The 22,142-nt window shown below is 61.5% G+C and carries 19 protein-coding genes and 1 other RNA gene; 17 read left to right on the top strand and 3 right to left on the bottom strand.

Annotation, left to right across the window (positions count from 1 at the left end):
* Window positions 1-24 precede the first annotated feature (24 nt).
* From rnpB to lpxC, 17 genes are all read left to right on the top strand, one after another.
* Window positions 25-378: RNase P RNA component class A (gene rnpB / locus KI242_RS25910), an RNA gene on the top strand.
* Window positions 379-686: 308 nt separating this feature from the next.
* The gene (gene mraZ / locus KI242_RS25905; RefSeq protein ID WP_011063319.1) at window positions 687-1,142 is read left to right on the top strand and encodes a division/cell wall cluster transcriptional repressor MraZ; all 456 of its coding nucleotides are present in this window, start codon (window positions 687-689) and stop codon (window positions 1,140-1,142) included.
* A 2-nt stretch (window positions 1,143-1,144) separates the two neighbouring features.
* Window positions 1,145-2,086 carry a 16S rRNA (cytosine(1402)-N(4))-methyltransferase RsmH gene (gene rsmH / locus KI242_RS25900; protein WP_085983368.1) on the top strand — a complete coding sequence of 314 codons (942 nt, stop codon included), beginning with the start codon at window positions 1,145-1,147 and terminating at the stop codon, window positions 2,084-2,086.
* The gene (gene ftsL, locus KI242_RS25895; protein WP_011063317.1) at window positions 2,083-2,376 is read left to right on the top strand and encodes a cell division protein FtsL; all 294 of its coding nucleotides are present in this window, start codon (window positions 2,083-2,085) and stop codon (window positions 2,374-2,376) included. Before rsmH ends, ftsL begins: the two co-directional genes overlap by 4 nt.
* Window positions 2,373-4,112, top strand: a complete 1,740-nt coding sequence (locus KI242_RS25890) for a penicillin-binding protein 2 (protein WP_011063316.1) — start codon at window positions 2,373-2,375, stop codon at window positions 4,110-4,112. Before ftsL ends, KI242_RS25890 begins: the two co-directional genes overlap by 4 nt.
* Window positions 4,112-5,575 carry a UDP-N-acetylmuramoyl-L-alanyl-D-glutamate--2,6-diaminopimelate ligase gene (locus KI242_RS25885; RefSeq protein WP_212805662.1) on the top strand — a complete coding sequence of 488 codons (1,464 nt, stop codon included), beginning with the start codon at window positions 4,112-4,114 and terminating at the stop codon, window positions 5,573-5,575. Before KI242_RS25890 ends, KI242_RS25885 begins: the two co-directional genes overlap by 1 nt.
* The gene (murF, locus tag KI242_RS25880; protein WP_015636930.1) at window positions 5,568-6,935 is read left to right on the top strand and encodes a UDP-N-acetylmuramoyl-tripeptide--D-alanyl-D-alanine ligase; all 1,368 of its coding nucleotides are present in this window, start codon (window positions 5,568-5,570) and stop codon (window positions 6,933-6,935) included. Before KI242_RS25885 ends, murF begins: the two co-directional genes overlap by 8 nt.
* Window positions 6,935-8,017, top strand: a complete 1,083-nt coding sequence (mraY, locus tag KI242_RS25875) for a phospho-N-acetylmuramoyl-pentapeptide-transferase (RefSeq protein WP_011063313.1) — start codon at window positions 6,935-6,937, stop codon at window positions 8,015-8,017. The genes murF and mraY overlap by 1 nt, the downstream gene beginning before the upstream one ends.
* A 5-nt stretch (window positions 8,018-8,022) precedes the next feature.
* On the top strand, window positions 8,023-9,369 hold the full coding sequence (gene murD, locus KI242_RS25870; RefSeq protein ID WP_015636929.1) for a UDP-N-acetylmuramoyl-L-alanine--D-glutamate ligase: 1,347 nt from the start codon (window positions 8,023-8,025) through the stop codon (window positions 9,367-9,369).
* A gap of 2 nt (window positions 9,370-9,371) precedes the next feature.
* Window positions 9,372-10,583: a putative lipid II flippase FtsW gene (gene ftsW, locus KI242_RS25865; protein ID WP_169892250.1), complete on the top strand. Its 1,212-nt coding sequence runs from the start codon at window positions 9,372-9,374 to the stop codon at window positions 10,581-10,583.
* On the top strand, window positions 10,573-11,643 hold the full coding sequence (gene murG / locus KI242_RS25860) for an undecaprenyldiphospho-muramoylpentapeptide beta-N-acetylglucosaminyltransferase (protein WP_015636928.1): 1,071 nt from the start codon (window positions 10,573-10,575) through the stop codon (window positions 11,641-11,643). Before ftsW ends, murG begins: the two co-directional genes overlap by 11 nt.
* Entirely contained in the window at window positions 11,636-13,090 is a 1,455-nt protein-coding gene (gene murC / locus KI242_RS25855; protein ID WP_011063309.1) for a UDP-N-acetylmuramate--L-alanine ligase, read from the top strand. Before murG ends, murC begins: the two co-directional genes overlap by 8 nt.
* Window positions 13,087-14,043, top strand: a complete 957-nt coding sequence (locus tag KI242_RS25850; protein WP_212805661.1) for a D-alanine--D-alanine ligase — start codon at window positions 13,087-13,089, stop codon at window positions 14,041-14,043. The genes murC and KI242_RS25850 overlap by 4 nt, the downstream gene beginning before the upstream one ends.
* Before the next feature lie 4 nt (window positions 14,044-14,047).
* Complete coding sequence (locus tag KI242_RS25845) at window positions 14,048-14,914, top strand: cell division protein FtsQ/DivIB (RefSeq protein WP_015636926.1); 867 nt, start codon at window positions 14,048-14,050, stop codon at window positions 14,912-14,914.
* Window positions 14,915-14,928: 14 nt separating this feature from the next.
* Entirely contained in the window at window positions 14,929-16,188 is a 1,260-nt protein-coding gene (gene ftsA / locus KI242_RS25840) for a cell division protein FtsA (RefSeq protein WP_011063306.1), read from the top strand.
* Between the two features lie 72 nt (window positions 16,189-16,260).
* A complete protein-coding gene (ftsZ, locus tag KI242_RS25835) occupies window positions 16,261-17,454 on the top strand; it encodes a cell division protein FtsZ (protein ID WP_011063305.1) in 1,194 nt (397 codons plus the stop codon).
* A 112-nt stretch (window positions 17,455-17,566) separates the two neighbouring features.
* The gene (gene lpxC, locus KI242_RS25830; protein WP_011063304.1) at window positions 17,567-18,478 is read left to right on the top strand and encodes a UDP-3-O-acyl-N-acetylglucosamine deacetylase; all 912 of its coding nucleotides are present in this window, start codon (window positions 17,567-17,569) and stop codon (window positions 18,476-18,478) included.
* Between the two features lie 67 nt (window positions 18,479-18,545).
* Here the strand turns inward: lpxC and KI242_RS25825 are convergent, their stop codons facing one another.
* The 3 genes from KI242_RS25825 to KI242_RS25815 form a co-directional block, all read right to left on the bottom strand.
* The gene (locus tag KI242_RS25825; protein WP_041119792.1) at window positions 18,546-20,069 is read right to left on the bottom strand and encodes a diguanylate cyclase; all 1,524 of its coding nucleotides are present in this window, start codon (window positions 20,067-20,069) and stop codon (window positions 18,546-18,548) included.
* A 139-nt stretch (window positions 20,070-20,208) separates the two neighbouring features.
* Complete coding sequence (locus tag KI242_RS25820) at window positions 20,209-21,534, bottom strand: OprD family porin (protein ID WP_053153705.1); 1,326 nt, start codon at window positions 21,532-21,534, stop codon at window positions 20,209-20,211.
* Window positions 21,535-21,723: 189 nt separating this feature from the next.
* On the bottom strand, window positions 21,724-21,948 hold the full coding sequence (locus KI242_RS25815) for a hypothetical protein (protein WP_011063301.1): 225 nt from the start codon (window positions 21,946-21,948) through the stop codon (window positions 21,724-21,726).
* Between the last annotated feature and the right edge of the window lie 194 nt (window positions 21,949-22,142).

The raw sequence follows: 22,142 nt of genomic DNA, 5'->3' as shown, positions 1-22,142 counted from the left end.
CTCTGCCGTTAACCTGCGCGGCGGAGAGTCGATTGGACAGTCGCTGCCCTCTATGAAAATTAGAGGGGGGAGGAAAGTCCGGGCTCCATAGGGCGGAGTGCCAGGTAATGCCTGGGGGGCGTGAGCCTACGGAAAGTGCCACAGAAAATAACCGCCTAAGCACTTCGGTGCCGGTAAGGGTGAAAAGGTGCGGTAAGAGCGCACCGCACGTCTGGTAACAGTTCGTGGCTAGGTAAACCCCACTCGGAGCAAGACCAAATAGGGTTCCAAGGCGTGGCCCGCGCTGGAACCGGGTAGGTTGCTAAAGATGTCCAGTGATGGCCATCGTAGAGGAATGACTGTCCTCGACAGAACCCGGCTTACAGATCGACTCTCCACCTTTTCCCTCCCTGCTTGAATCAATAGCAGAAGCGTTTTTGTAATACCGAAAAAATCTTACTCTTAATAAATTACTTTAACTTCGCGCTGCAGCTTATTGAGCTGTTGGAAGTTGATGCTCTGAAACACCCTTCGAATTCCCGTTACCTCTCCTTTAAGTCTCCTAAATATCCGTTCTATAAGGCTTTTCCGTCGCCGCGCGCCTTGACGGTGGTGTGGGCGCATTCCTATAGTGTGCGCAAGTGGCGGAAAGTGGCATGAAGTGGGTTTTTTGAGCGCAAAACGCTAAAATTTGGAGAAACGCTGACGTGTTTCGCGGAGCTAACGCTATCAGTCTCGATGCAAAAGGCCGTCTCGCCATGCCGAGCCGGTATCGTGACGAGCTCGTTTCGCGAAGTTCCGGGCAGTTAATCGTCACCATCGATGCCGTTGATCCCTGTTTGTGTGTTTACCCCCTCGATGAGTGGGAGCTGATTGAAACCAAGCTGCGCGCACTGCCTTCTCTTCGTGAAGAGAACCGTCGTTTGCAGCGTTTGCTGATTGGTAACGCCGTCGACCTTGAACTCGATGGCAGTGGTCGTTTTCTGGTGCCTCCGCGCCTGCGTGAATATGCCAAGTTGGATAAGCGCGCAATGCTGGTGGGCCAACTGAACAAGTTCCAATTGTGGGACGAGGATGCCTGGAATGCTGTTTCCGCAGCGGACCTGGCAGCTATTCAACAACCGGGCGCCATGCCTGATGAACTGCGTGATTTGATCCTGTGACTATTGATAGCGGCTTTAACCACATCACCGTACTGCTTGACGAAGCCGTCGAGGCTCTCGCCGTACGTCCTGATGGCTGCTATCTGGATGGCACCTTCGGGCGTGGCGGGCATAGCCGGCTGATTCTCAGCAAGCTCGGGCCCCAGGGGCGCCTCCTCGGATTCGACAAGGATCCCCAGGCGATTGCCACCGGGCAAGCGCTAGCGGCCGAAGACGGCCGCTTTGTCGTTGTACAGCGCAGTTTCGCCGAGCTCGGTTCGGAAGTTGCCGAACGCGGCCTGGCGGGCAAGGTCAGCGGTGTCCTGCTGGATCTGGGGGTGTCTTCGCCGCAGCTGGACGACCCTGAACGCGGCTTCAGTTTTCTCAATGACGGCCCGCTGGATATGCGCATGGACCCGACTCGCGGCATCAGTGCTGCGCAGTTCATCGCCACCGCTCCGGTAGAGGAAATTGCCCGGGTATTCAAGGAGTACGGCGAGGAGCGTTTCTCCGGTCGCATGGCGCGAGCCGTGGTCGAGCGCCGCGAGATCCAGCCGTTCGAGCGTACCGCCGATCTGGCTGAAGTGTTGAAAGTCGCCAACCCGGCTTGGGAGAAGGGCAAGAACCCGGCTACCCGTGCTTTCCAGGGGCTGCGCATTCACGTCAACAATGAACTGGGTGATCTCGAGGCGGGCCTTGAAGCTGCACTGGAGTCCCTGGAAGTGGGTGGTCGCCTGGTGGTGATCAGCTTCCACTCCCTGGAAGACCGCATCGTCAAATTGTTCATGCGTCGTCTGGTCAAGGGCGAATCGGACAACCTGCCGCGCAATCTGCCGGTACGTTTCGAAGCCTTTGTGCCGAAAATCAAGATCCACGGCAAAGCGCAGTTCGCCTCCGAGGCAGAGCTCAAGGCCAACCCGCGTGCCCGCAGTGCCGTCATGCGCGTCGCGGAGAAGCTTCGGTGAGCAAGCTTTTCGCCAAGCCACTTCCGGGCGGAAGCTTTTTCATGTTCCTGCTATTCGTCGGCGTTCTGGTTTCCGCAATTGCGGTGTCCTACAGCGCCCACTGGAACCGTCAGTTGCTCAATACGCTGTACGGCGAGTTGAGCGTGCGTGACAAAGCCCAGGCCGAATGGGGTCGCCTTATTCTTGAGCAAAGCACCTGGACTGCTCACAGCCGCATTGAAGTGCTGGCCACCGAACAGTTGAAAATGCACATTCCCGGCGCGGCCGAAGTCCGCATGGTGGCGCCATGAAGCTCGAAGGCGCGCTCTATCCATGGCGTTTCCGTGTAGTGCTGGGTTTGCTGGCGGTCATGGTGTCGGCGATTGCCTGGCGCATCATCGACCTGCAAGTGGTCGACCGTGACTTCCTCAAGGGGCAGGGCGATGCACGCAGTGTCCGGCACATTCCGATTCCCGCGCACCGCGGTCTGATCACCGATCGCAATGGCGAGCCTCTGGCCGTCAGTACGCCCGTGACCACCCTCTGGGCCAATGCCAAGGAAATGCAGCTGGCCAAGGATCGCTGGCCGGCGCTGGCCATGGCACTTGGCCAAGACCCGAAAGCCCTGGCCGAGCGGCTTGAAGCCCAGGCCAATAAAGAGTTCATCTATCTGGTCCGAGGCCTGACGCCTGAACAGGGCCAGTCCGTATTGGATCTGAAGGTCCCCGGTGTCTATGGCATCGAGGAATTCCGACGCTTCTATCCAGCCGGCGAAGTAACCGCGCACATGGTGGGTTTCACCGATATCGACGACCGCGGTCGCGAAGGGGTGGAACTGGCCTACGACGAATGGCTCGCAGGGGTTCCGGGCAAGCGCCAGGTGATCAAGGACCGGCGCGGCAGGCTGATCAAGGACGTCCAGGTCACCAAGAACGCCAAGGCCGGCAAGCCCTTGGCGTTGTCGATTGACCTGCGCCTGCAATACCTGGCCAACCGCGAGCTGCGCAACGCCATCGTCGAGAACGGTGCCAAGGCTGGCAGCCTGGTGATCATGGATGTGAAGACCGGCGAGATCCTGGCCATGGTCAACCAGCCGACCTACAACCCGAACAACCGGCGCAACCTGCAGCCGGCGATGATGCGCAACCGCGCGATGATCGACGTGTTCGAGCCTGGCTCGACCATGAAAGCGATCTCCATGAGTGCCGCACTGGAAACCGGACGCTGGAAGCCCAGCGATACCGTCGAGGTCTACCCGGGCACCCTGCAGTTGGGCAAATACACCATCCGTGACGTTTCCAAGACCGAAGGTCCGGTACTCGACCTGACCGGCATCCTGATCAACTCCAGTAACGTCGGCATGAGTAAGGTGGCCTTCGATATCGGCGGCGAAACCATTTTCCGCCTGGCACAGAAAATCGGTCTGGGCCAGGACACGGGGCTCGGCTTCCCTGGTGAGCGGGTCGGCAACCTGCCGAACTACCGCGAATGGCGCAAGGCGGAAACCGCGACCCTGTCCTATGGCTACGGCCTGTCGGTGACCGCGATCCAGCTGGTGCACGCCTTTTCCGCATTGGCCAACAACGGCCGTATTGCGCCGCTGACACTGATCAAGTCCGACAAGACTCCGCAGACCACCCAGGTGATTCCGGAAAATGTCGCCAAGACCATGCAGGGCATGCTGCAGCAAGTGATCGAGGCCCCGCGCGGAGTATTCCGTGCCCAGGTTCCGGCCTATCACGTGGCCGGCAAGAGTGGTACTGCGCGCAAGACTTCGGTGGGTACCAAGGGCTACGCCGAGAACTCCTACCGCTCGCTGTTCGCCGGCTTCGGTCCGATGAGTGATCCACGCTACGCGATCGTGGTGGTGATCGACGAACCGAGCAAAGCCGGTTACTTCGGTGGCCTGGTATCGGCGCCGGTGTTCAGCAAAGTGATGTCCGGCACCCTGCGCTTGATGAACATCACCCCGGACAACCTGCCGACCACGCAGCAGGCCAACGCCGCATCCGGCACCCCTGTACGAGCCAATGGAGGGCGCGGCTGATGTCTCTTAGCCTGAACAAGATTTTCGCCCACGCCGGTCGCGACCTGCTGATTCGTGAGTTGACCCTGGACAGCCGTAACGTGCGGGCCGGGGACCTGTTTCTTGCGGTGCCCGGCGCCAAGTTCGATGGGCGTGCGCACATTGCCGATGCCCTGCAGCGCGGCGCTGCCGCGGTGGCTTATGAAGTGGAAGGGGCAACTGTGTTGCCGCTGACCGATGTACCGCTGATTCCGGTCAAGGGCCTGGCGGCGCAGCTGTCGGACATAGCCGGGCGCTTCTATGGTGACCCGAGCCGCCAGTTGAACCTGGTGGGCGTGACCGGCACCAACGGCAAGACCAGCGTTACCCAACTGGTGGCTCAGGCCCTGGATTTGCTCGGCCAGCGTTGTGGCCTGGTAGGTACCCTGGGGACCGGGTTTCATGGCGCGCTGCAAAGCGGGATGCACACCACGCCGAACCCGATTGCCGTGCAGGCCACCCTGGCGGACTTGAAGAATGCAGGAGCCAAGGCGGTGGCCATGGAGGTCTCGTCCCATGGCCTGGATCAGGGGCGCGTGGCGGCACTGGCTTTCGATGTGGCGGTGCTGACCAACCTGTCCCGTGACCATCTGGATTACCACGGGACCATGGAAGCCTATGGCGCAGCCAAGGCCAAGCTCTTTGCCTGGAACGACCTGCGTTGCCGGGTGATCAACCTCGACGACGATTTTGGCCGGCAACTGGCGGCGGACAAACATGAGTCACGACTGATCACTTACAGCCTCGAAGACGCCGCTGCTTATCTGTACTGCCGCGAAGCGCGTTTTGACGATGATGGCGTGCGCGCGACCCTGGTGACTCCACAGGGTGAGCACCACCTGCGCAGTTGCCTGCTCGGGCGCTTCAACCTGAGCAACGTGCTGGCTGCGGTAGGTGCGTTGTTGGGTCTTGAATACGCGCTGGACGAAATTCTTGCGGTCCTGCCCAAGCTTGAAGGCCCCGCCGGACGCATGCAGCGCCTGGGTGGCGGTACTCAGCCGCTGGTGGTGGTGGATTACGCCCACACCCCGGATGCCCTGGAAAAAGTCTTGCTGGCCCTGCGTCCGCACGCCAAGGGCCGCCTGCTGTGCCTGTTCGGTTGTGGCGGCGACCGGGACCGCGGCAAGCGTCCGTTGATGGCTGAGGTGGTCGAGCGTCTGGCCGACGGCGTGCTGGTGACTGATGACAACCCGCGCAGCGAAGAGCCGGCCCAAATCTTCGACGATATTCGTGCCGGCTTCAGCGCGGCAGAAAAGGTGAAATTCGTAGCCGGTCGCGGGTTGGCCATTGCTCGCCTGATCGCTTCCGCGTCGGCCGATGACGTGGTGGTGCTGGCCGGTAAAGGCCATGAGGATTACCAGGAAATAAACGGCCAGCGACATGACTTTTCTGATCTCGCCGAGGCGGACAAAGCCTTGACCGCGTGGGAGGTGGGCCATGCTTAAAGCCCTGCAACTCAGTGAGGTCTCGGCTCCATTGGACGCCCGCCTGATCGCGGGCGATGCTCGTTTTAGCGGCGTCAGTATCGATAGCCGGGCGATTCAGGCCGGCCAACTGTTTATTGCTCTGACCGGCCCACGTTTTGACGGCCACGATTACTTGAATGAAGTGGCGGCCAAGGGCGCCGTGGCGGCGTTGGTTGAACGTGAGGTTCCCGACAGCACGCTGCCGCAACTGCTGGTCAAGGACACTCGCCTGGCGCTGGGGCAGTTGGGTGCGCTCAATCGCGCCGCGTTCAGCCGCCCGGTCGCTGCGGTAACCGGCTCCAGCGGCAAGACCACGGTCAAGGAAATGCTCGCCAGCATCCTGCGCACCCGTGGTCCGGTACACGCCACTCGGGGCAACCTGAACAATGACCTGGGTGCGCCCCTGACCCTGCTGGAACTGGCCCCGGAACACACAGCCGCAGTGATAGAGCTGGGCGCTTCGCGCATCGGCGAGATTGCCTACACCGTGGCCATGACTCGCCCCCACGTAGCGATCATCAATAACGCCGGTACCGCTCACGTCGGTGAGTTTGGCGGGCCGGAGAAGATTGTCGAGGCCAAGGGGGAAATCCTGGAGGGCCTCGATAGCGCCGGGATCGCCGTGCTCAACCTGGACGACAAGGCTTTCCCTATCTGGAAGGCCCGTGCTGCCGGCCGTCAGGTGCTGAGCTTCGCCCTGACTGACAGTTCTGCCGATTTCTTTGCCTCCGATATCGGTCGCGATGCCCGTGGCTGCCCATCCTTCAAGTTGCACAGCCCCAAGGGTGTGGAGGCGGTGCAATTGAACCTGCTGGGCACCCATAACGTTGCCAATGCCCTGGCTGCGGCAGCCGCGGCCCACGCCATGGGCGTCTCGCTGTTCGGCATCGTCACCGGCCTGAATGCGGTGCAGCCGGTCAAGGGGCGTACCGTCGCCCAACTGGCCAAGAACGGCATGCGGGTCATTGATGACACTTACAACGCAAACCCCACCTCAATGTGCGCCGCCGTTGATATACTCGCCGGCTTTTCCGGCCGCACCGTCCTGGTGCTCGGAGACATCGGCGAGTTGGGCGAGTGGGCGGAGCAGGGGCACCGCGAAGTAGGTGCATATGCCGCTGGCAAGGTTTCGGCCCTCTACGCCGTAGGCCCGATGATGGCTCATGCCGTTGCCGCCTTCGGCGAGCACGCGCGCCACTTCGCCAGCCAGGCTGACCTGATTGCCGCCCTGGGCGTCGAGCAAGACCCAAATACCACCATTTTGATCAAAGGATCGCGCAGCGCGGTGATGGAAAACATCGTCGCGGCTTTGTGCGGCTCCAGTACGGAGAAACATTGATGCTGCTGCTGCTAGCGGAGTACCTGCAACAGTTCTACAAAGGCTTCGCGGTCTTTCAGTACCTGACCCTGCGCGGGATCCTCGGGGTACTGACTGCGCTGTCTTTGGCGCTGTGCCTGGGTCCGTGGATGATCCGCACTCTGCAGAACCGCCAGATCGGCCAGTCCGTGCGTAACGATGGTCCGCAATCTCACCTGTCCAAATCGGGCACACCGACCATGGGCGGTGCGCTGATTCTCTCGGCCATCGGTATCAGCACCCTGCTGTGGGCCGACCTGCGCAACCACTATGTGTGGGTCGTGCTGCTGGTGACCCTGGCCTTTGGCGCCATCGGCTGGGTCGACGACTATCGCAAGGTGATCGAGAAGAATTCCCGTGGCCTGCCCAGCCGCTGGAAGTATTTCTGGCAATCGGTGTTCGGCCTGGGCGCGGCGATCTTCCTTTATATGACTGCCCAGAGTCCGGTGGAAACCACTCTGCTGATCCCGATGCTCAAGGACGTGAGCATTCCCCTTGGCATCGGCTTCGTGGTCCTGACCTATTTCGTCATCGTCGGTTCGAGCAACGCGGTCAACCTGACCGATGGCCTCGATGGCCTGGCGATCATGCCTACGGTGATGGTGGGCGGTGCGCTTGGGATCTTCTGCTACCTGTCGGGTAACGTGAAGTTCGCCGAATACCTGCTGATTCCTTATGTACCGGGGGCGGGAGAGCTGATTGTCTTCTGTGGTGCGCTGATTGGCGCGGGCCTGGGCTTCTTGTGGTTCAACACTTACCCGGCGCAGGTGTTCATGGGTGATGTTGGCGCCCTGGCGCTGGGCGCGGCCCTGGGCACTATCGCGGTCATCGTCCGTCAGGAAATCGTTCTGTTCATCATGGGCGGCGTGTTCGTGATGGAAACCCTGTCCGTGGTGATCCAGGTTGCCTCCTTCAAGTTGACCGGCCGCCGTGTGTTTCGCATGGCGCCGATTCACCACCATTTTGAACTCAAGGGCTGGCCCGAGCCGCGCGTGATCGTCCGTTTCTGGATCATCACCGTGATTCTGGTGCTGATCGGCCTTGCCACCCTGAAGCTGAGGTAGAACGAGTGTCTCTGATCGCTTCTGACCACTTCCGCATCGTTGTCGGCCTCGGCAAGAGCGGCATGTCCCTGGTTCGCTTCCTGGCGAGCCGGGGCGTTGCCTTTGCGGTGGCCGATACGCGGGAAAATCCACCTGAGCTGGTCACGCTGCGGCGTGACTACCCGCAGGTGGAGGTGCGTTGTGGCGAGCTGGACGTGGACTTCCTGTGCCGTGCCGACGAACTCTACGTGAGCCCCGGCCTGGCCCTGGCGACCCCGGCCCTGCAGGCTGCTGCTGCCCGTGGGGTGAAATTGTCCGGTGATATCGAGCTGTTCGCGCGTAACGCAAAGGCACCGATCGTGGCAATCAGTGGTTCCAACGCCAAGAGCACCGTGACCACCCTGGTGGGCGAGATGGCAGCGGCGGCGGGCAAGCGCGTGGCGGTCGGCGGCAACCTCGGGACCCCGGCCCTGGACCTGCTCAGCGATGACGTCGAGCTGTACGTGATGGAGCTGTCCAGCTTCCAGCTGGAGACCACCGACCAGTTGGGCGCCGAAGTGGCCACCGTGCTCAACATCAGCGAAGACCACATGGACCGTTACAGCGGCCTGCCGGCCTACCACCTGGCCAAGCACCGGATCTTCCGTGGCGCCCGGCAGGTGGTCTTCAACCGCCAGGACGCTCTGACCCGGCCATTGATCGGTGAAGGCCTGCCATGCTGGACCTTCGGCCTGAGCAAGCCTGATTTCAAGGCCTTCGGCCTGCGCGAAGAGGACGGCGAGAAGTACCTGGCCTTCGAGTTCCAGAACCTGATGCCCGTGCGCGAGCTGAAGATCCGCGGCGCCCATAACCAGTCCAACGCCCTGGCAGCCTTGGCCCTGGGTCATGCAGTGGGCTTGCCGTTCGACGCCATGCTCGCGGCGCTGCGCACTTTCGCCGGCCTCGAGCATCGCTGCCAGTGGGTTCGCGACCTGGATGGCGTGGCGTACTACAACGACTCCAAGGCCACCAACGTGGGCGCCGCCCTGGCGGCCATCGAAGGCCTTGGCGCCGACATCGAAGGCAAGATCGTGCTGATCGCCGGTGGTGACGGCAAGGGCGCCGACTTCAAGGATCTGCGCGGCCCGGTGGCGGCCAACTGCCGCGCGGTGATCCTGATGGGGCGCGACTCCGACCAGATCGGCGAAGCCATCGGTGACGCCGTGCCGCTGATTCGTGTCGGCTCGCTGCAGGAAGCCGTGGAGCAATGCCGCGCCACTGCCCAGCCCGGTGATGTGGTGCTGCTGTCGCCGGCCTGCGCCAGTTTCGACATGTTCAAGAACTACGAAGACCGTGGCCACCAGTTCGTCCGCGTTGTGGAGGAACTGGCATGAACCTGAGAAACATCATCAAGCCCTATCCATCGCCGATCATCACCGGTCGGGGCATCGACCTCGATTTCCCGATGCTCGCTGGTTGCCTGACCCTGCTCGGCCTGGGCCTGGTCATGATTGCCTCGGCCTCCACTGAAGTGGCGGCGGCGCAGTCGGGCAGCGCCCTGTACTACATGATTCGCCACCTGATCTACATCCTGCTGGGCCTGGGGGCCTGCATCGTCACCATGATGATCCCGATCGCCACCTGGCAGCGCCTGGGCTGGTTGATGCTGATCGGTGCCTTCGGCCTGCTGGTGATGGTGATCATTCCGGGGATCGGCCGGGAAGTGAACGGTTCGATGCGCTGGATCGGCTTCAGCTTTTTCAACGTCCAGCCTTCCGAGATCGCCAAGGTGTTCGTGGTGATCTACCTCGCCGGTTACCTGGTGCGGCGCCAGAAAGAAGTGCGCGAGAGCTGGATGGGCTTCTTCAAGCCGTTCATCGTGCTGCTGCCCATGGCTGGCCTGCTGCTGATGGAGCCGGACTTCGGCGCCACTGTCGTAATGATGGGCGCCGCTGCGGCCATGCTGTTCCTGGGAGGGGTCGGGCTGTTCCGGTTTTCCCTGATGGTGGTCCTGGCGGTGGCAGCGGTTGTCTTGCTGATTCAGATGCAGCCCTATCGAATGGCGCGCCTGACCAACTTTGCCGACCCCTGGGCGGACCAGTTCGGTGCCGGTTATCAATTGTCCCAGGCACTGATCGCCTTTGGTCGCGGTGAGTGGCTGGGTGTCGGCCTGGGCAACAGCGTGCAGAAACAGTTCTACCTGCCGGAGGCTCACACAGACTTCGTGTTCTCGGTACTGGCTGAAGAGCTGGGCGCCGTCGGTTCGCTGTGCACGGTAGCGCTGTTCGTCTTTGTCTGTATCCGCGGCATGTACATCGGCCTGTGGGCGGAAAAGGCCAAGCAGTTCTTTGCCGCCTATGTCGCCTACGGACTGTCGTTCCTGTGGATTGGCCAATTCCTGATCAACATCGGGGTGAACGTCGGCCTGTTGCCGACCAAGGGCCTGACCTTGCCTTTCCTCAGTTATGGCGGCAGCTCGCTGGTGATCTGCTGCGCCTGTCTGGGGTTGTTGCTGCGTATCGAATGGGAGAGCAGGACCCACCTGGGCAGTGAAGAGATGGAGTTCAGTGAAAGTGACTTTGCCGAGGAGCCGAGCCATGGGCGCTAACGTCCTGATCATGGCCGGCGGCACCGGTGGCCACGTGTTCCCGGCACTGGCCTGCGCCCGCGAGTTCCAGGCCCGTGGCTACACCGTGCACTGGCTGGGTACCCCACGTGGCATCGAAAACGATCTGGTGCCTGCGGCCGGGCTGCCGTTGCACCTGATCAACGTCAGCGGTTTGCGGGGCAAGGGCAAGCTGTCCCTGCTCAAGGCGCCGTTCGTGTTGATCAAGGCCGTGCTCCAGGCGCGGCAGGTCATTCGCCAGTTGAAGCCGGTCTGTGTCCTGGGTTTTGGCGGTTATGTGACCGGCCCTGGTGGAGTTGCCGCGAAGTTGTCTGGGGTGCCGGTCATCGTTCACGAACAGAACGCCGTGGCCGGTACCGCCAATCGGCTGCTGGTGCCGTTGGCTGCCCGAGTCTGCGAAGCTTTCCCGGACACCTTCGGTGCCTCGCAAAGCCGGCGCACCACGGGCAACCCGGTACGCACCGAACTGTTCCTCGAAACACCGCGCGAGGCCCTGGCCGGACGCAAGGCGCGTTTGCTGATCCTGGGCGGAAGCCTGGGCGCAGAGCCGTTGAACAAGCTGTTGCCGGAAGCCTTGGCACAGGTCGCCCCCGAGCTGCGCCCTGAGGTGTTCCACCAGGCCGGCAAAAACCACGATGAAGTCACTGCAGAGCGCTATCGCGCCGCCGGCGTCGAGGCGCAGGTGCAGCCCTTTATCAAAGACATGGCCCAAGCCTATGGCTGGGCCGACCTGGTGGTCTGTCGCGCAGGCGCGTTGACCGTCAGCGAACTGGCTGCCGCCGGTCTGCCCTCGATGCTGGTGCCTTTGCCCCACGCGATCGACGACCACCAGACCCGCAATGCCGAATATTTGGCTCGTGAAGGTGCTGCCTTCCTGATGCCGCAAAGAACGACTGGTGCTGCGGACCTTGCCGCTCGCCTGACAGAGGTTTTGATGCAACCAGAACGACTCGACAACATGGCCCAGGCTGCTCGCCGCCTGGCCAAGCCCGGCGCCACCCACGACGTAGTGAATATCTGCCTGGAGGTGGCCCATGGTTGAGAATCAGAAAGCCATGCCGCAGCCGGAAATGCGCCGCATCCGCCGCATCCACTTCGTCGGTATCGGCGGCGTGGGCATGTGCGGGATTGCTGAAGTGCTGCTGAACCTGGGCTACCAGGTATCCGGTTCCGACCTCAAGGCATCGCCGGTTACCGAGCGCCTGGAGTCCTTTGGCGCACAGATTTTCATCGGCCACCGCGCCGAGAACGCTGCCAATGCCGATGTGCTGGTGGTTTCCAGCGCCGTGAACACCTCCAACCCGGAAGTCGCCACCGCTCTGGAACGGCGTATTCCAGTGGTACCGCGGGCGGAAATGCTCGCCGAACTGATGCGCTACCGTCACGGTGTGGCCGTGGCCGGCACCCACGGCAAGACCACCACCACCAGCCTGCTGGCCTCGGTATTCGCCGCTGGCGGCCTGGACCCGACGTTCGTCATCGGCGGGCGGCTGAATGCAGCGGGCACCAATGCACAACTGGGCACCAGCCGTTACCTGATTGCCGAAGCCGACGAAAGTGATGCCAGCTTCCTGCACCTGCAACCGCTGGTGGCTGTGGTCACCAACATCGACGCCGACCATATGGCGACCTACGACGGTGACTTCAACAAACTGAAGAAAACCTTTGTCGACTTCCTGCACAACCTGCCGTTCTACGGACTGGCAGTGATGTGCCTGGACGATCCGGTGGTGCGCGAGATCCTGCCGCAGGTCAAGCGTCCGACCGTGACCTACGGCTTCAGCGAAGAAGCCGACGTGCGCGCCATCAATGTACGCCAGCAAGGCATGCAGACCTTCTTCACCGTACTGCGTCGCGACCGCGAGCCGCTGGACGTGTCGGTGAACATGCCGGGCAACCACAACGTGCTGAACTCCCTGGCGACCATCTGCATCGCCACCGACGAAGGCATCAGCGATGAAGCCATTGTCCAGGGCCTGTCGGGCTTCCAGGGTGTGGGCCGACGCTTCCAGGTCTATGGCGAACTGCCAGTGGAAGGGGGCAACGTGATGCTGGTGGACGACTACGGTCACCACCCGACCGAAGTCGCTGCGGTGATCAAGGCCGTGCGCGGTGGCTGGCCGGAACGCCGCCTGGTGATGGTCTACCAGCCGCACCGTTTCAGCCGTACCCGCGACCTGTACGACGACTTCGTGCAGGTACTGGCCGATGCCAACGTATTGCTGCTGATGGAGGTCTACCCGGCCGGCGAAGAGCCGATCCCGGGCGCCGACAGCCGTCAGTTGTGCCACAGCATCCGTCAGCGTGGCCAACTGGACCCGATCTACATCGAGCGTGGGGTCGACCTGGCACCGCTGGTCAAGCCGTTGCTGCGCGCCGGTGACATCCTGCTGTGTCAGGGTGCCGGTGACATCGGTGGCCTGGCGCCAAAACTGCTCGGCAGCCCGCTGTTCGCCGGTGCTGTAGCCGCTGGCAAGGGGGCGAAATGACCGCTGCCTACGCTAACCTGTTCTCTACCGTGAAACCGAGCGATTTCGGTCGCGTCGCCGTTCTTTACGGTGGCAAGAGCGCCGAGCGCGAAGTGTCGCTCAAGTCCGGCAAGGCCGTGCTTGAAGCGCTGCAGAGCGGCGGTGTGAACGCCTTCGGCATCGACGTCGGCGATGATCTGCTGCAACGTCTCTTGAGCGAGAAGATCGATCGTGCCTTCATCATTCTCCACGGTCGTGGCGGTGAAGACGGCAGCATGCAAGGGCTGCTGGAGTGCCTGGGGATTCCTTACACCGGCAGCGGCATCCTCGCTTCGGCCCTGGCCATGGACAAACTGCGTACCAAGCAGGTCTGGCACAGCCTGGGCATTCCGACGCCGCGCCACGCCGTATTGAGCTCCGAGGCCGATTGTATTTCCGCGGTGGCGGAACTGGGCCTGCCTTTGATCGTCAAACCGGCTCATGAAGGCTCCAGTATCGGTATGGCCAAGGTGACTTCCGCGTCCGAATTGTTCGACGCATGGAAGGCGGCCAGTACCTACGATTCGCAAGTGTTGGTCGAGCAATGGATCCAGGGTCCGGAGTTCACCATCGCGACCCTGCGTGACCAGGTGCTGCCACCCATCGCCCTGGGCACTCCCCACACATTTTACGACTACGACGCCAAGTACCTGGCTTCCGATACCCAGTACCGGATCCCGTGCGGGCTCGACAGCTCCAAGGAACAGGAACTCATGGAACTCACGGCGAAAGCCTGTGAGGCGCTCGGTATCGCCGGTTGGGCACGTGCCGACGTGATGCAGGACGCCAAGGGGCAGTTCTGGTTCCTGGAAGTGAATACCGCTCCGGGCATGACCGATCACAGTCTGGTTCCGATGGCGGCCCGCGCGGCCGGCCTGGATTTCCAGCAACTGGTATTGGCCATCCTGGCAGCCAGTCTTGAGGCGAGAGGTTAAGTCCATGCAAGGCGCGTCGCTTCGTCATCAGCAACCCGCACCCGGCCGCAAGCCGGTGCCGCGGGGTGCCAGCCGAATGGTGGCCAAAGAGCCGATGTCGGCGCGCCTGCCGAAAGCCAACTTCGGCTTTCTGAAAAGCCTGTTCTGGCCGGTGCTGCTGGTGGCTCTGGGGTTTGGCACCTATGAAGGGGCCCAGCGCCTGCTGCCGTACGCCGACCGCCCGATCACCAAGATCGCGGTGCAGGGGGACTTGAGCTATATCAGCCAGCAGGCGGTGCAGCAGCGGATCGCGCCTTATGTCGCGGCGAGCTTCTTCACCATCGACCTGGCGAGCATGCGCACCGAGCTGGAGCAGATGCCCTGGATCGCCCACGCCGAGGTACGTCGGGTGTGGCCGGACCAAGTGGTGATTCGCCTGGAAGAACAACTGCCGGTGGCCCGCTGGGGCGACGAGGCGCTGTTGAACAACCAGGGCCAGGCCTTCACCCCGCGTGAACTGGCGAACTATGAGCACTTGCCGCAGTTGTTCGGGCCGCAGCGGGCCCAGCAGCAAGTGATGCAGCAGTATCAGGTGTTGAGCCAGATGCTGCGGCCGCTGGGCTTTTCGATCGCCCGTCTGGAGCTGCGCGAGCGCGGCAGCTGGTTCCTGACCACAGGCGCCGGCAGTGCCGGCCCGGGTATCGAACTGCTCCTGGGCCGCGATCACCTGGTGGAGAAGATGCGCCGCTTCATTGCCATTTATGAAAAAACGCTGAAAGAACAGATCACGAACATCGCGCGCATCGATCTGCGCTACGCCAACGGCCTGGCCGTCGGCTGGCGCGATCCGGCGGCACCCACGACGGCGCAACCTGCCGTCGCGAAGAATTAAGAAGAGGCAGGACCATGGCAAATGTGCAAAGCGGCAAAATGATCGTCGGCCTGGATATCGGTACCTCCAAGGTTGTGGCGCTGGTGGGCGAAGTCGCGGCCGATGGCTCGCTGGAAATCGTCGGCATCGGTACCCATCCTTCCCGCGGCCTGAAGAAGGGCGTGGTGGTGAATATCGAATCCACCGTGCAGTCGATCCAGCGGGCGGTGGAAGAGGCGCAACTGATGGCGGGCTGCCGTATCCACTCGGCGTTCGTCGGTGTGGCGGGCAATCACATCCGCAGCCTGAACTCCCACGGCATCGTGGCGATTCGCGACCGTGAAGTCAGCTCGGCGGACCTGGAGCGGGTCCTCGACGCTGCCCAGGCCGTGGCGATCCCGGCTGACCAGCGGGTTCTGCACACCCTGCCGCAGGATTACGTGATCGACAACCAGGAAGGCGTGCGTGAACCCCTGGGCATGTCCGGCGTACGCCTGGAAGCCAAGGTGCACGTGGTCACCTGTGCAGTGAATGCCGCGCAGAATATCGAAAAATGCGTGCGCCGCTGCGGCCTGGAAATCGACGACATCATCCTCGAGCAGCTGGCTTCGGCCTACTCGGTGCTCACCGACGACGAGAAAGAGCTGGGCGTGTGCCTGGTGGATATCGGCGGCGGCACCACCGACATGGCGATCTTCACAGAAGGCGCGATCCGCCACACCGCGGTGATTCCGATTGCCGGCGACCAGGTGACCAACGACATCGCCATGGCCCTGCGTACCCCGACCCAGTACGCCGAGGAAATCAAGATCCGTTACGCCTGCGCCCTGGCCAAGCTGGCCGGTGCCGGCGAAACCATCAAGGTGCCAAGCGTTGGCGACCGCCCACCGCGCGAACTGTCGCGCCAGGCCCTGGCCGAGGTGGTCGAACCGCGTTACGACGAACTGTTCACCCTGATCCAGGCCGAACTGCGCCGCAGTGGCTACGAAGACCTGATCCCGGCGGGCATCGTGCTCACTGGCGGCACTTCGAAGATGGAAGGCGCGGTGGAACTGGCCGAGGAAATTTTCCACATGCCGGTTCGCCTGGGCGTACCCCACAGTGTCAAGGGCCTGTCCGACGTGGTGCGCAACCCGATCTATTCCACCGGTGTCGGCTTGCTGCTGTACGGGCTGCAGAAACAGTCCGACGGCATCTCGTTCTCCGGCATCGGCAGCCGCGACAGCTACAGCAGCGACGAGCCCAAGGCGGCACTGCTCGATCGCATCAAGAGCTGGGTGCAGGGCAACTTCTAAAGATTTACCGCAACACCGTTTCAAAGCAGTAGGCAGTAGGCGAAAAACTAGAGAAATGAAAGGAGAGGGAAAATGTTCGAACTCGTAGACAACATCCCGCAAAGTCCGGTAATCAAGGTTATCGGTGTTGGCGGTGGCGGCGGCAACGCGGTCAATCACATGGTCAAGAGCAACATCGAAGGCGTCGAGTTCATCTGCGCCAACACTGATGCTCAAGCGCTGAAAAACATCGGCGCGCGGACCATCCTGCAACTGGGTACCGGCGTGACCAAGGGCCTGGGTGCGGGTGCCAATCCGGAAGTCGGCCGTCAAGCCGCCCTGGAAGACCGTGAGCGTATCGCTGAAGTACTGGCGGGCACCAACATGGTGTTCATCACCACCGGCATGGGCGGCGGTACCGGTACCGGTGCGGCGCCGATCATTGCTGAAGTGGCCAAGGAAATGGGCATTCTCACCGTTGCGGTGGTGACCCGTCCGTTCCCGTTCGAAGGCCGCAAGCGCATGCAGATCGCCGATGAGGGCATCCGCGCGCTGAGCGAAAGCGTTGACTCGTTGATCACCATCCCCAACGAGAAACTGCTGACCATCCTCGGCAAGGACGCCAGCCTGCTGTCGGCTTTCGCCAAGGCGGACGACGTGTTGGCCGGTGCCGTTCGCGGTATTTCCGACATCATCAAGCGTCCGGGCATGATCAACGTCGACTTCGCCGACGTACGTACCGTGATGAGCGAAATGGGCATGGCGATGATGGGCACTGGCTGCGCCAGCGGTCCGAACCGTGCACGTGAAGCCACTGAAGCGGCGATCCGCAACCCGCTGCTGGAAGACGTGAACCTGGAAGGCGCACGCGGCATCCTGGTGAACATCACCGCCGGTCCTGACTTGTCCCTGGGCGAGTACTCCGACGTGGGTAGCATCATCGAGGCCTTCGCTTCCGAACACGCCATGGTCAAGGTCGGTACCGTTATCGATCCGGACATGCGTGATGAGCTGCATGTAACCGTAGTGGCCACCGGCCTGGGCGCAAAAATCGAGAAGCCTGTGAAGGTCATCGACAACACCGTCCAGACTTCCATGTCCGCCCAGTCGCAAGCGCCAGCCCCTGCTCGCCAGGAACTGCCGTCGGTGAACTACCGTGACCTGGACCGTCCGACCGTCATGCGCAATCAGGCGCAGTCGAACGCGGCGACCGCGGCGAAGCTGAATCCGCAAGATGATCTGGACTACCTGGACATCCCGGCATTCCTGCGTCGTCAGGCCGATTGATGGAATGCATCAGGGGTATTAGGGTGATTGGTGTTCAGCAAAGGCATGGTCTGCTATTATCGCCAGCCTTTGTTGATACCAGTTCGCAATTTGCGCTGAAGCGGCCCAAGCCATGATTAAACAACGCACCCTGAAGAATATTATCCGTGCCACAGGTGTAGGCCTGCATTCCGGGGAGAAGGTATACCTGACCCTCAAGCCTGCGCCTGTCGACACCGGCATTGTGTTTTGTCGTGCCGACCTGGACCCTGTGGTGCAGATTCCTGCTCGCGCGGAAAATGTTGGCGAAACCACGATGTCGACCACTCTGGTCAACGGTGACGTCAAAGTGGACACGGTGGAGCACTTGCTCTCGGCCATGGCTGGCCTGGGCATCGATAACGCCTACGTCGAGCTCTCCGCGTCTGAAGTCCCGATCATGGATGGCAGTGCCGGACCCTTCGTATTCCTGATTCAATCTGCTGGCCTCGAAGAACAGGACGCAGCTAAAAAGTTCATCCGCATCCTTCGTGAAGTGACCGTGGAAGACGGCGATAAGCGCGCCACTTTCGTGCCTTTCGATGGTTTTAAAGTGAGCTTCGAGATCGATTTCGATCACCCGGTTTTCCGTGACCGCACCCAGAGTGCAAGCGTGGACTTCTCCAGCACTTCGTTTGTAAAAGAAGTCAGCCGCGCCCGTACCTTTGGTTTCATGAGTGATATCGAGTACCTGCGCAAGCACAACCTCGCACTCGGCGGCAGCGTGGAAAACGCAATTGTGGTCGATTCGGATGGCGTACTGAATGAAGACGGTCTTCGCTACGAAGACGAATTCGTCAAGCACAAGATCCTGGATGCAATTGGCGACCTCTACCTGCTGGGCAACAGCCTGATAGGTGAGTTCAAAGGCTTCAAGTCGGGCCATGCACTGAACAACCAGCTACTGCGCAAGTTGATTGAGCAGAAAGATGCCTGGGAAGTCGTGACCTTCGAAGATGCCAGCACTGCACCGATCTCTTACATGCGTCCGGTTGCGGCCGTGTAAGTCACTCTCTCTTTCCTTTTGTTTTTGAAGGCCATCCCCCGGATGGCCTTTTTTTATGCCTGCGGTTTCAAGCGCCGCGCTTGGAGCCGCCCTGGGACATGTTGGAAACCACCCGGTTGCGCCCGCTGTACTTGGCCTGATACAGCGCCTTGTCGGCGTCGCTCACCCACTGTTCAAGACCGATATCGAGGTTACCCGACCAGGTGTTGATGCCAATGCTCACGGTCAGCGGCGCGGCGTGTTCGCTGATGGCCGGCAAGGCGGCGATGCTGGTGCGGATCTTCTCGGCGAGTACGGCGGCGCCGGCACTGTCGGTACCTGGCAGGATGACCGCAAACTCCTCGCCGCCATAGCGCGCCGCCAGGTCCGATGGGCGCCCGACGCAGGCGCCAATGCTCTGTGCCACCGCACGCAAGGCCTGGTCCCCCAGCGGATGGCCGAAGCGGTCGTTGAAGGATTTGAAGTGATCGACATCGACCATCAATAGCGACAACGGCAGGTTGGCTCGCCGGGCCCGCGACCATTCGTTGCCCAGCACCTGGTCCAGGGTCCGGCGATTGGCCAGGCCGGTGAGGGCATCGACGGCTGCCAGGCGCGCCAGTTCCTGCTCGGCGCTCTGCCGGCGCCGCAGTTCGCGGCACAACTGCCAGGTCAGCCAGAACAGGGCGATGCAGAGGGCGCCAGTGGCGCCGCTGATCAGCACCGCGGTGCGTTGCCAGGCTCCGAAGACCTCGTCGATGGACAGCGCGACAATCACGATCAGGGGCAGATCGCCGACCTGGGAAAAGGTGTACAGCCGCTGCTTCTGATCAACGCTGGAGACGCTGCTGAAGCTGCCGTTGCCTTCACGCAGAATGCGGACGAAGTTGGGGCGGCTGCTGAAGTTCTTGCCTATCAGGTCGTCTGCCAGCGGCGGTTGCTGGGCCAGCAGAACGCCGTCGCGGCTCACCAGGTTGATCGTACCGTTGCGACCGATATCCAGATTTCTGAACAGCTCGTTGAAGTAGCTCAGGCGCATGGCCGCTTCGGCCACCCCGATGAACTGGCCATGCTCGTCGCTGAGCCGGCGGCTGAAGCTGATCCGCCAGTCGTGATCGGCGGTGCGCGCGCGGAACGGCGGGCTGATCATCATCCTCGGGTCCGGATTGTCGATGTGCGATCGAAAGTACTCGCGATCGGCGTAGTTGCCCGTGCGCGGCACGACCGAGGCCGAGTCGGCCAGCACGTCGCCGTGCCTGTCCAGCAGCAGGATGTCGCCCTTGTAGGGCGCTGCGGTGGCCCGGTCGAACAGCGCCAGGTGACGTATGGACGCCGAAACATCCTTCAGATCGTCACGTTGCGCGGCACTGATCAGTCCCTTGAGAGACAGGTCGTAGAGCTCGACGTTGCGCAATACATCGGCGTCGATCAGTTGCACGATGTTGTTGGCGGCACGTGTGGCAGCCTGTTCGGCAGCGGCGTGTTCGCGGATCAACAGGTAGGTGACGATGCCGAGAATGGCTACAACGATCAGCGAGCTGGAGAGGATCAGCAGGCGCTCGGTATTTGACGCGATCTTCCCTGTGCGGGGTGTCGCACTACTCACGTTCATGATTTTGATTTCTGCTGCGTCGACAGTTTTGAGTCTAGTGTGGACGTGGGCTACAGAAATCGGTCACGCCTGCGCGCTTGTATAAATCTCCGATAAAAAAAAGACCAGCAAAACATGCTGGTCTTTTTGTTTGGGCGGCTTAGAAGACGTTGATCGGGTAGTCGACGATCACCCGGTATTCGTCGGTGTCGTTGTCCAGCGCGCCGTAGCCGTTGCCGCCACGGTTGGTGGCCCACTGCAGGCGTACGGCGAGGTCCTTGGCGCTGCCGCCCTGCACCACGTACTTGAGGTCCAGGTCGCGCTCCCAGTGCTTGGCGTTCTTGCCGTCGGCGCTGTACCAGCTGGCATAGCCGCGGCTGGCCGGATCGACCTTGGTCAGGTCCAGCTCGCCGCGCGAGTAGGACAGCGCCGAAGTCAGGCCCGGCAGGCCAAGACCGGCAAAGTCATAGGCGTACTTGAGCTTCCACGAACGCTCGTTGGGGCCGTTGAAGTCCGAATACTGCTGGGAGTTGTCCAGGTAGATGCTGTCGCCCTGGGCGATGTAGTCGAACGGTGTGTTGCCGTTGACCCGCTGATAGGCCGCGGTGACGCTATGGTTACCCACGCCGACGGTGAAGTGCAGGCTGTAGGTGTTGTTGTCGATGTTGCCCAGCAGCGCCTGGCCGGTGTCCTGAGTGTGATAGAAGTGCAGGCCCGGGTTGAGGCTGACCAGTTCATTGACCGCGTAGGTGTAGTCCAGGTCGTAGTAGTACTGGTTCCAGATGTCCTTGAGTTCGGACGCGTAGAGGCTGCTGGTCAGCCCTGGCACGCCGCTCCAGGCCACGCCGGCCCAGTTCAGGTGCAGGCTCTCGTCGCCCTCGCGCAGGCTGCCGTAGGAAGTACCGATGCGTTTGTGTCCGCTCTGGTTGTACGGCTTGGTGAAGCTGGCCTGGCCGCCCTCGATCAACCAGCCGTCGAAGCTGTGGTTGGTCAGGCTCACGCCGCGGAAGGTCTGGGGCAGCATGCGGCTCATGCCGCCGGCGATCACCGGGTTGTTGAGGAACAGGTCGCCAGCCTTGAGCTCGGTATCGAAGGCCCGCATTTTCAAGGTGGCGCCGGCGGTGGAGAACGAGCCGGGTGCCTTGTGCCGGCCATCGTCGCTGATAGGCAGGATGCTCGACTTGGTGGTGCCGCCACCACCGTCCAGCTTGAGGCCGAGCATGGCGTTGGCATCAAGGCCGAAACCCACGGTGCCCTGGGTGTAGCCCGACTCGAAGACGCCGAGAAAACCCTGGCCCCATTCGATGTTGTCTTTGTTCTGCTGCAGGCGGTTGCGGTTCATGTAGTAGTTGCGGGCGTTGAGCTTGAGGCTCGAACCCTCGACAAAACCCTCGGCCTTGGTTTCTTCGGCGGCTTGCCCGAGTGTCGGGATCGTTGCGGCGATTGCAATGAACAGGGGGCTGATCTTCAGTGAGGTCTTGAACAACGTTTAGCTCCTTTGGTGAAGACAATGGCTTCTTATTGTGAATTCGGGTGTTTCTTGTTCTGGGTATGACGAGTGTGCCGAGGGTTTCTATACGGCAAAAAAAAGCCGCTGAACTCAGCGGCTTTAAGACAACTTACTCCCGGGTTGAAAGCAGAGAAGTTGTCGAGGGAAACAAGTCGGAAGCGTGGATCAACTGTCTTTCTGAGTGTCGCTCTTGCTTTGCTCGGCAGTGATCTTCTGGGCTTGCTGAGTGTTTTGCTGCTGGGCTGCCTGGGCGATCTGGGCTTGTTCGAAAGCGGCGGCGCGTGCGGCATTTCTTGCCACGAATCCCTGGGATTCTTCGGCCATGGCCATTGGTGCCACGAACAGGGAAGACAAAACGAACGCGCTGGCGATACCCATACTGTTGGACATTTCTGAAGACCTTCTTGCAGAGCAAGTTCAATTCGGTGCGACAAAAATATAACCACGTGGCTGCTGGAAAAAGAGCCGAACAGGATAAGGACTGTTACAAAAAAAACAATAGTAGGAGCTGGCTTGCCAGCGAACGCGCCCTATCGCCTTGCGCCGGATGTGTTGACGCCTTCGCCGGCAAGCCGGCTCCTACA

Source organism: Pseudomonas sp. Eqa60 (assembly GCF_018326405.1).
Classification (GTDB): domain Bacteria; phylum Pseudomonadota; class Gammaproteobacteria; order Pseudomonadales; family Pseudomonadaceae; genus Aquipseudomonas; species Aquipseudomonas protegens.
Note: the sequence above shows the minus strand (reverse complement) of the source record. Positions and strands in the feature narration are given on the sequence as shown.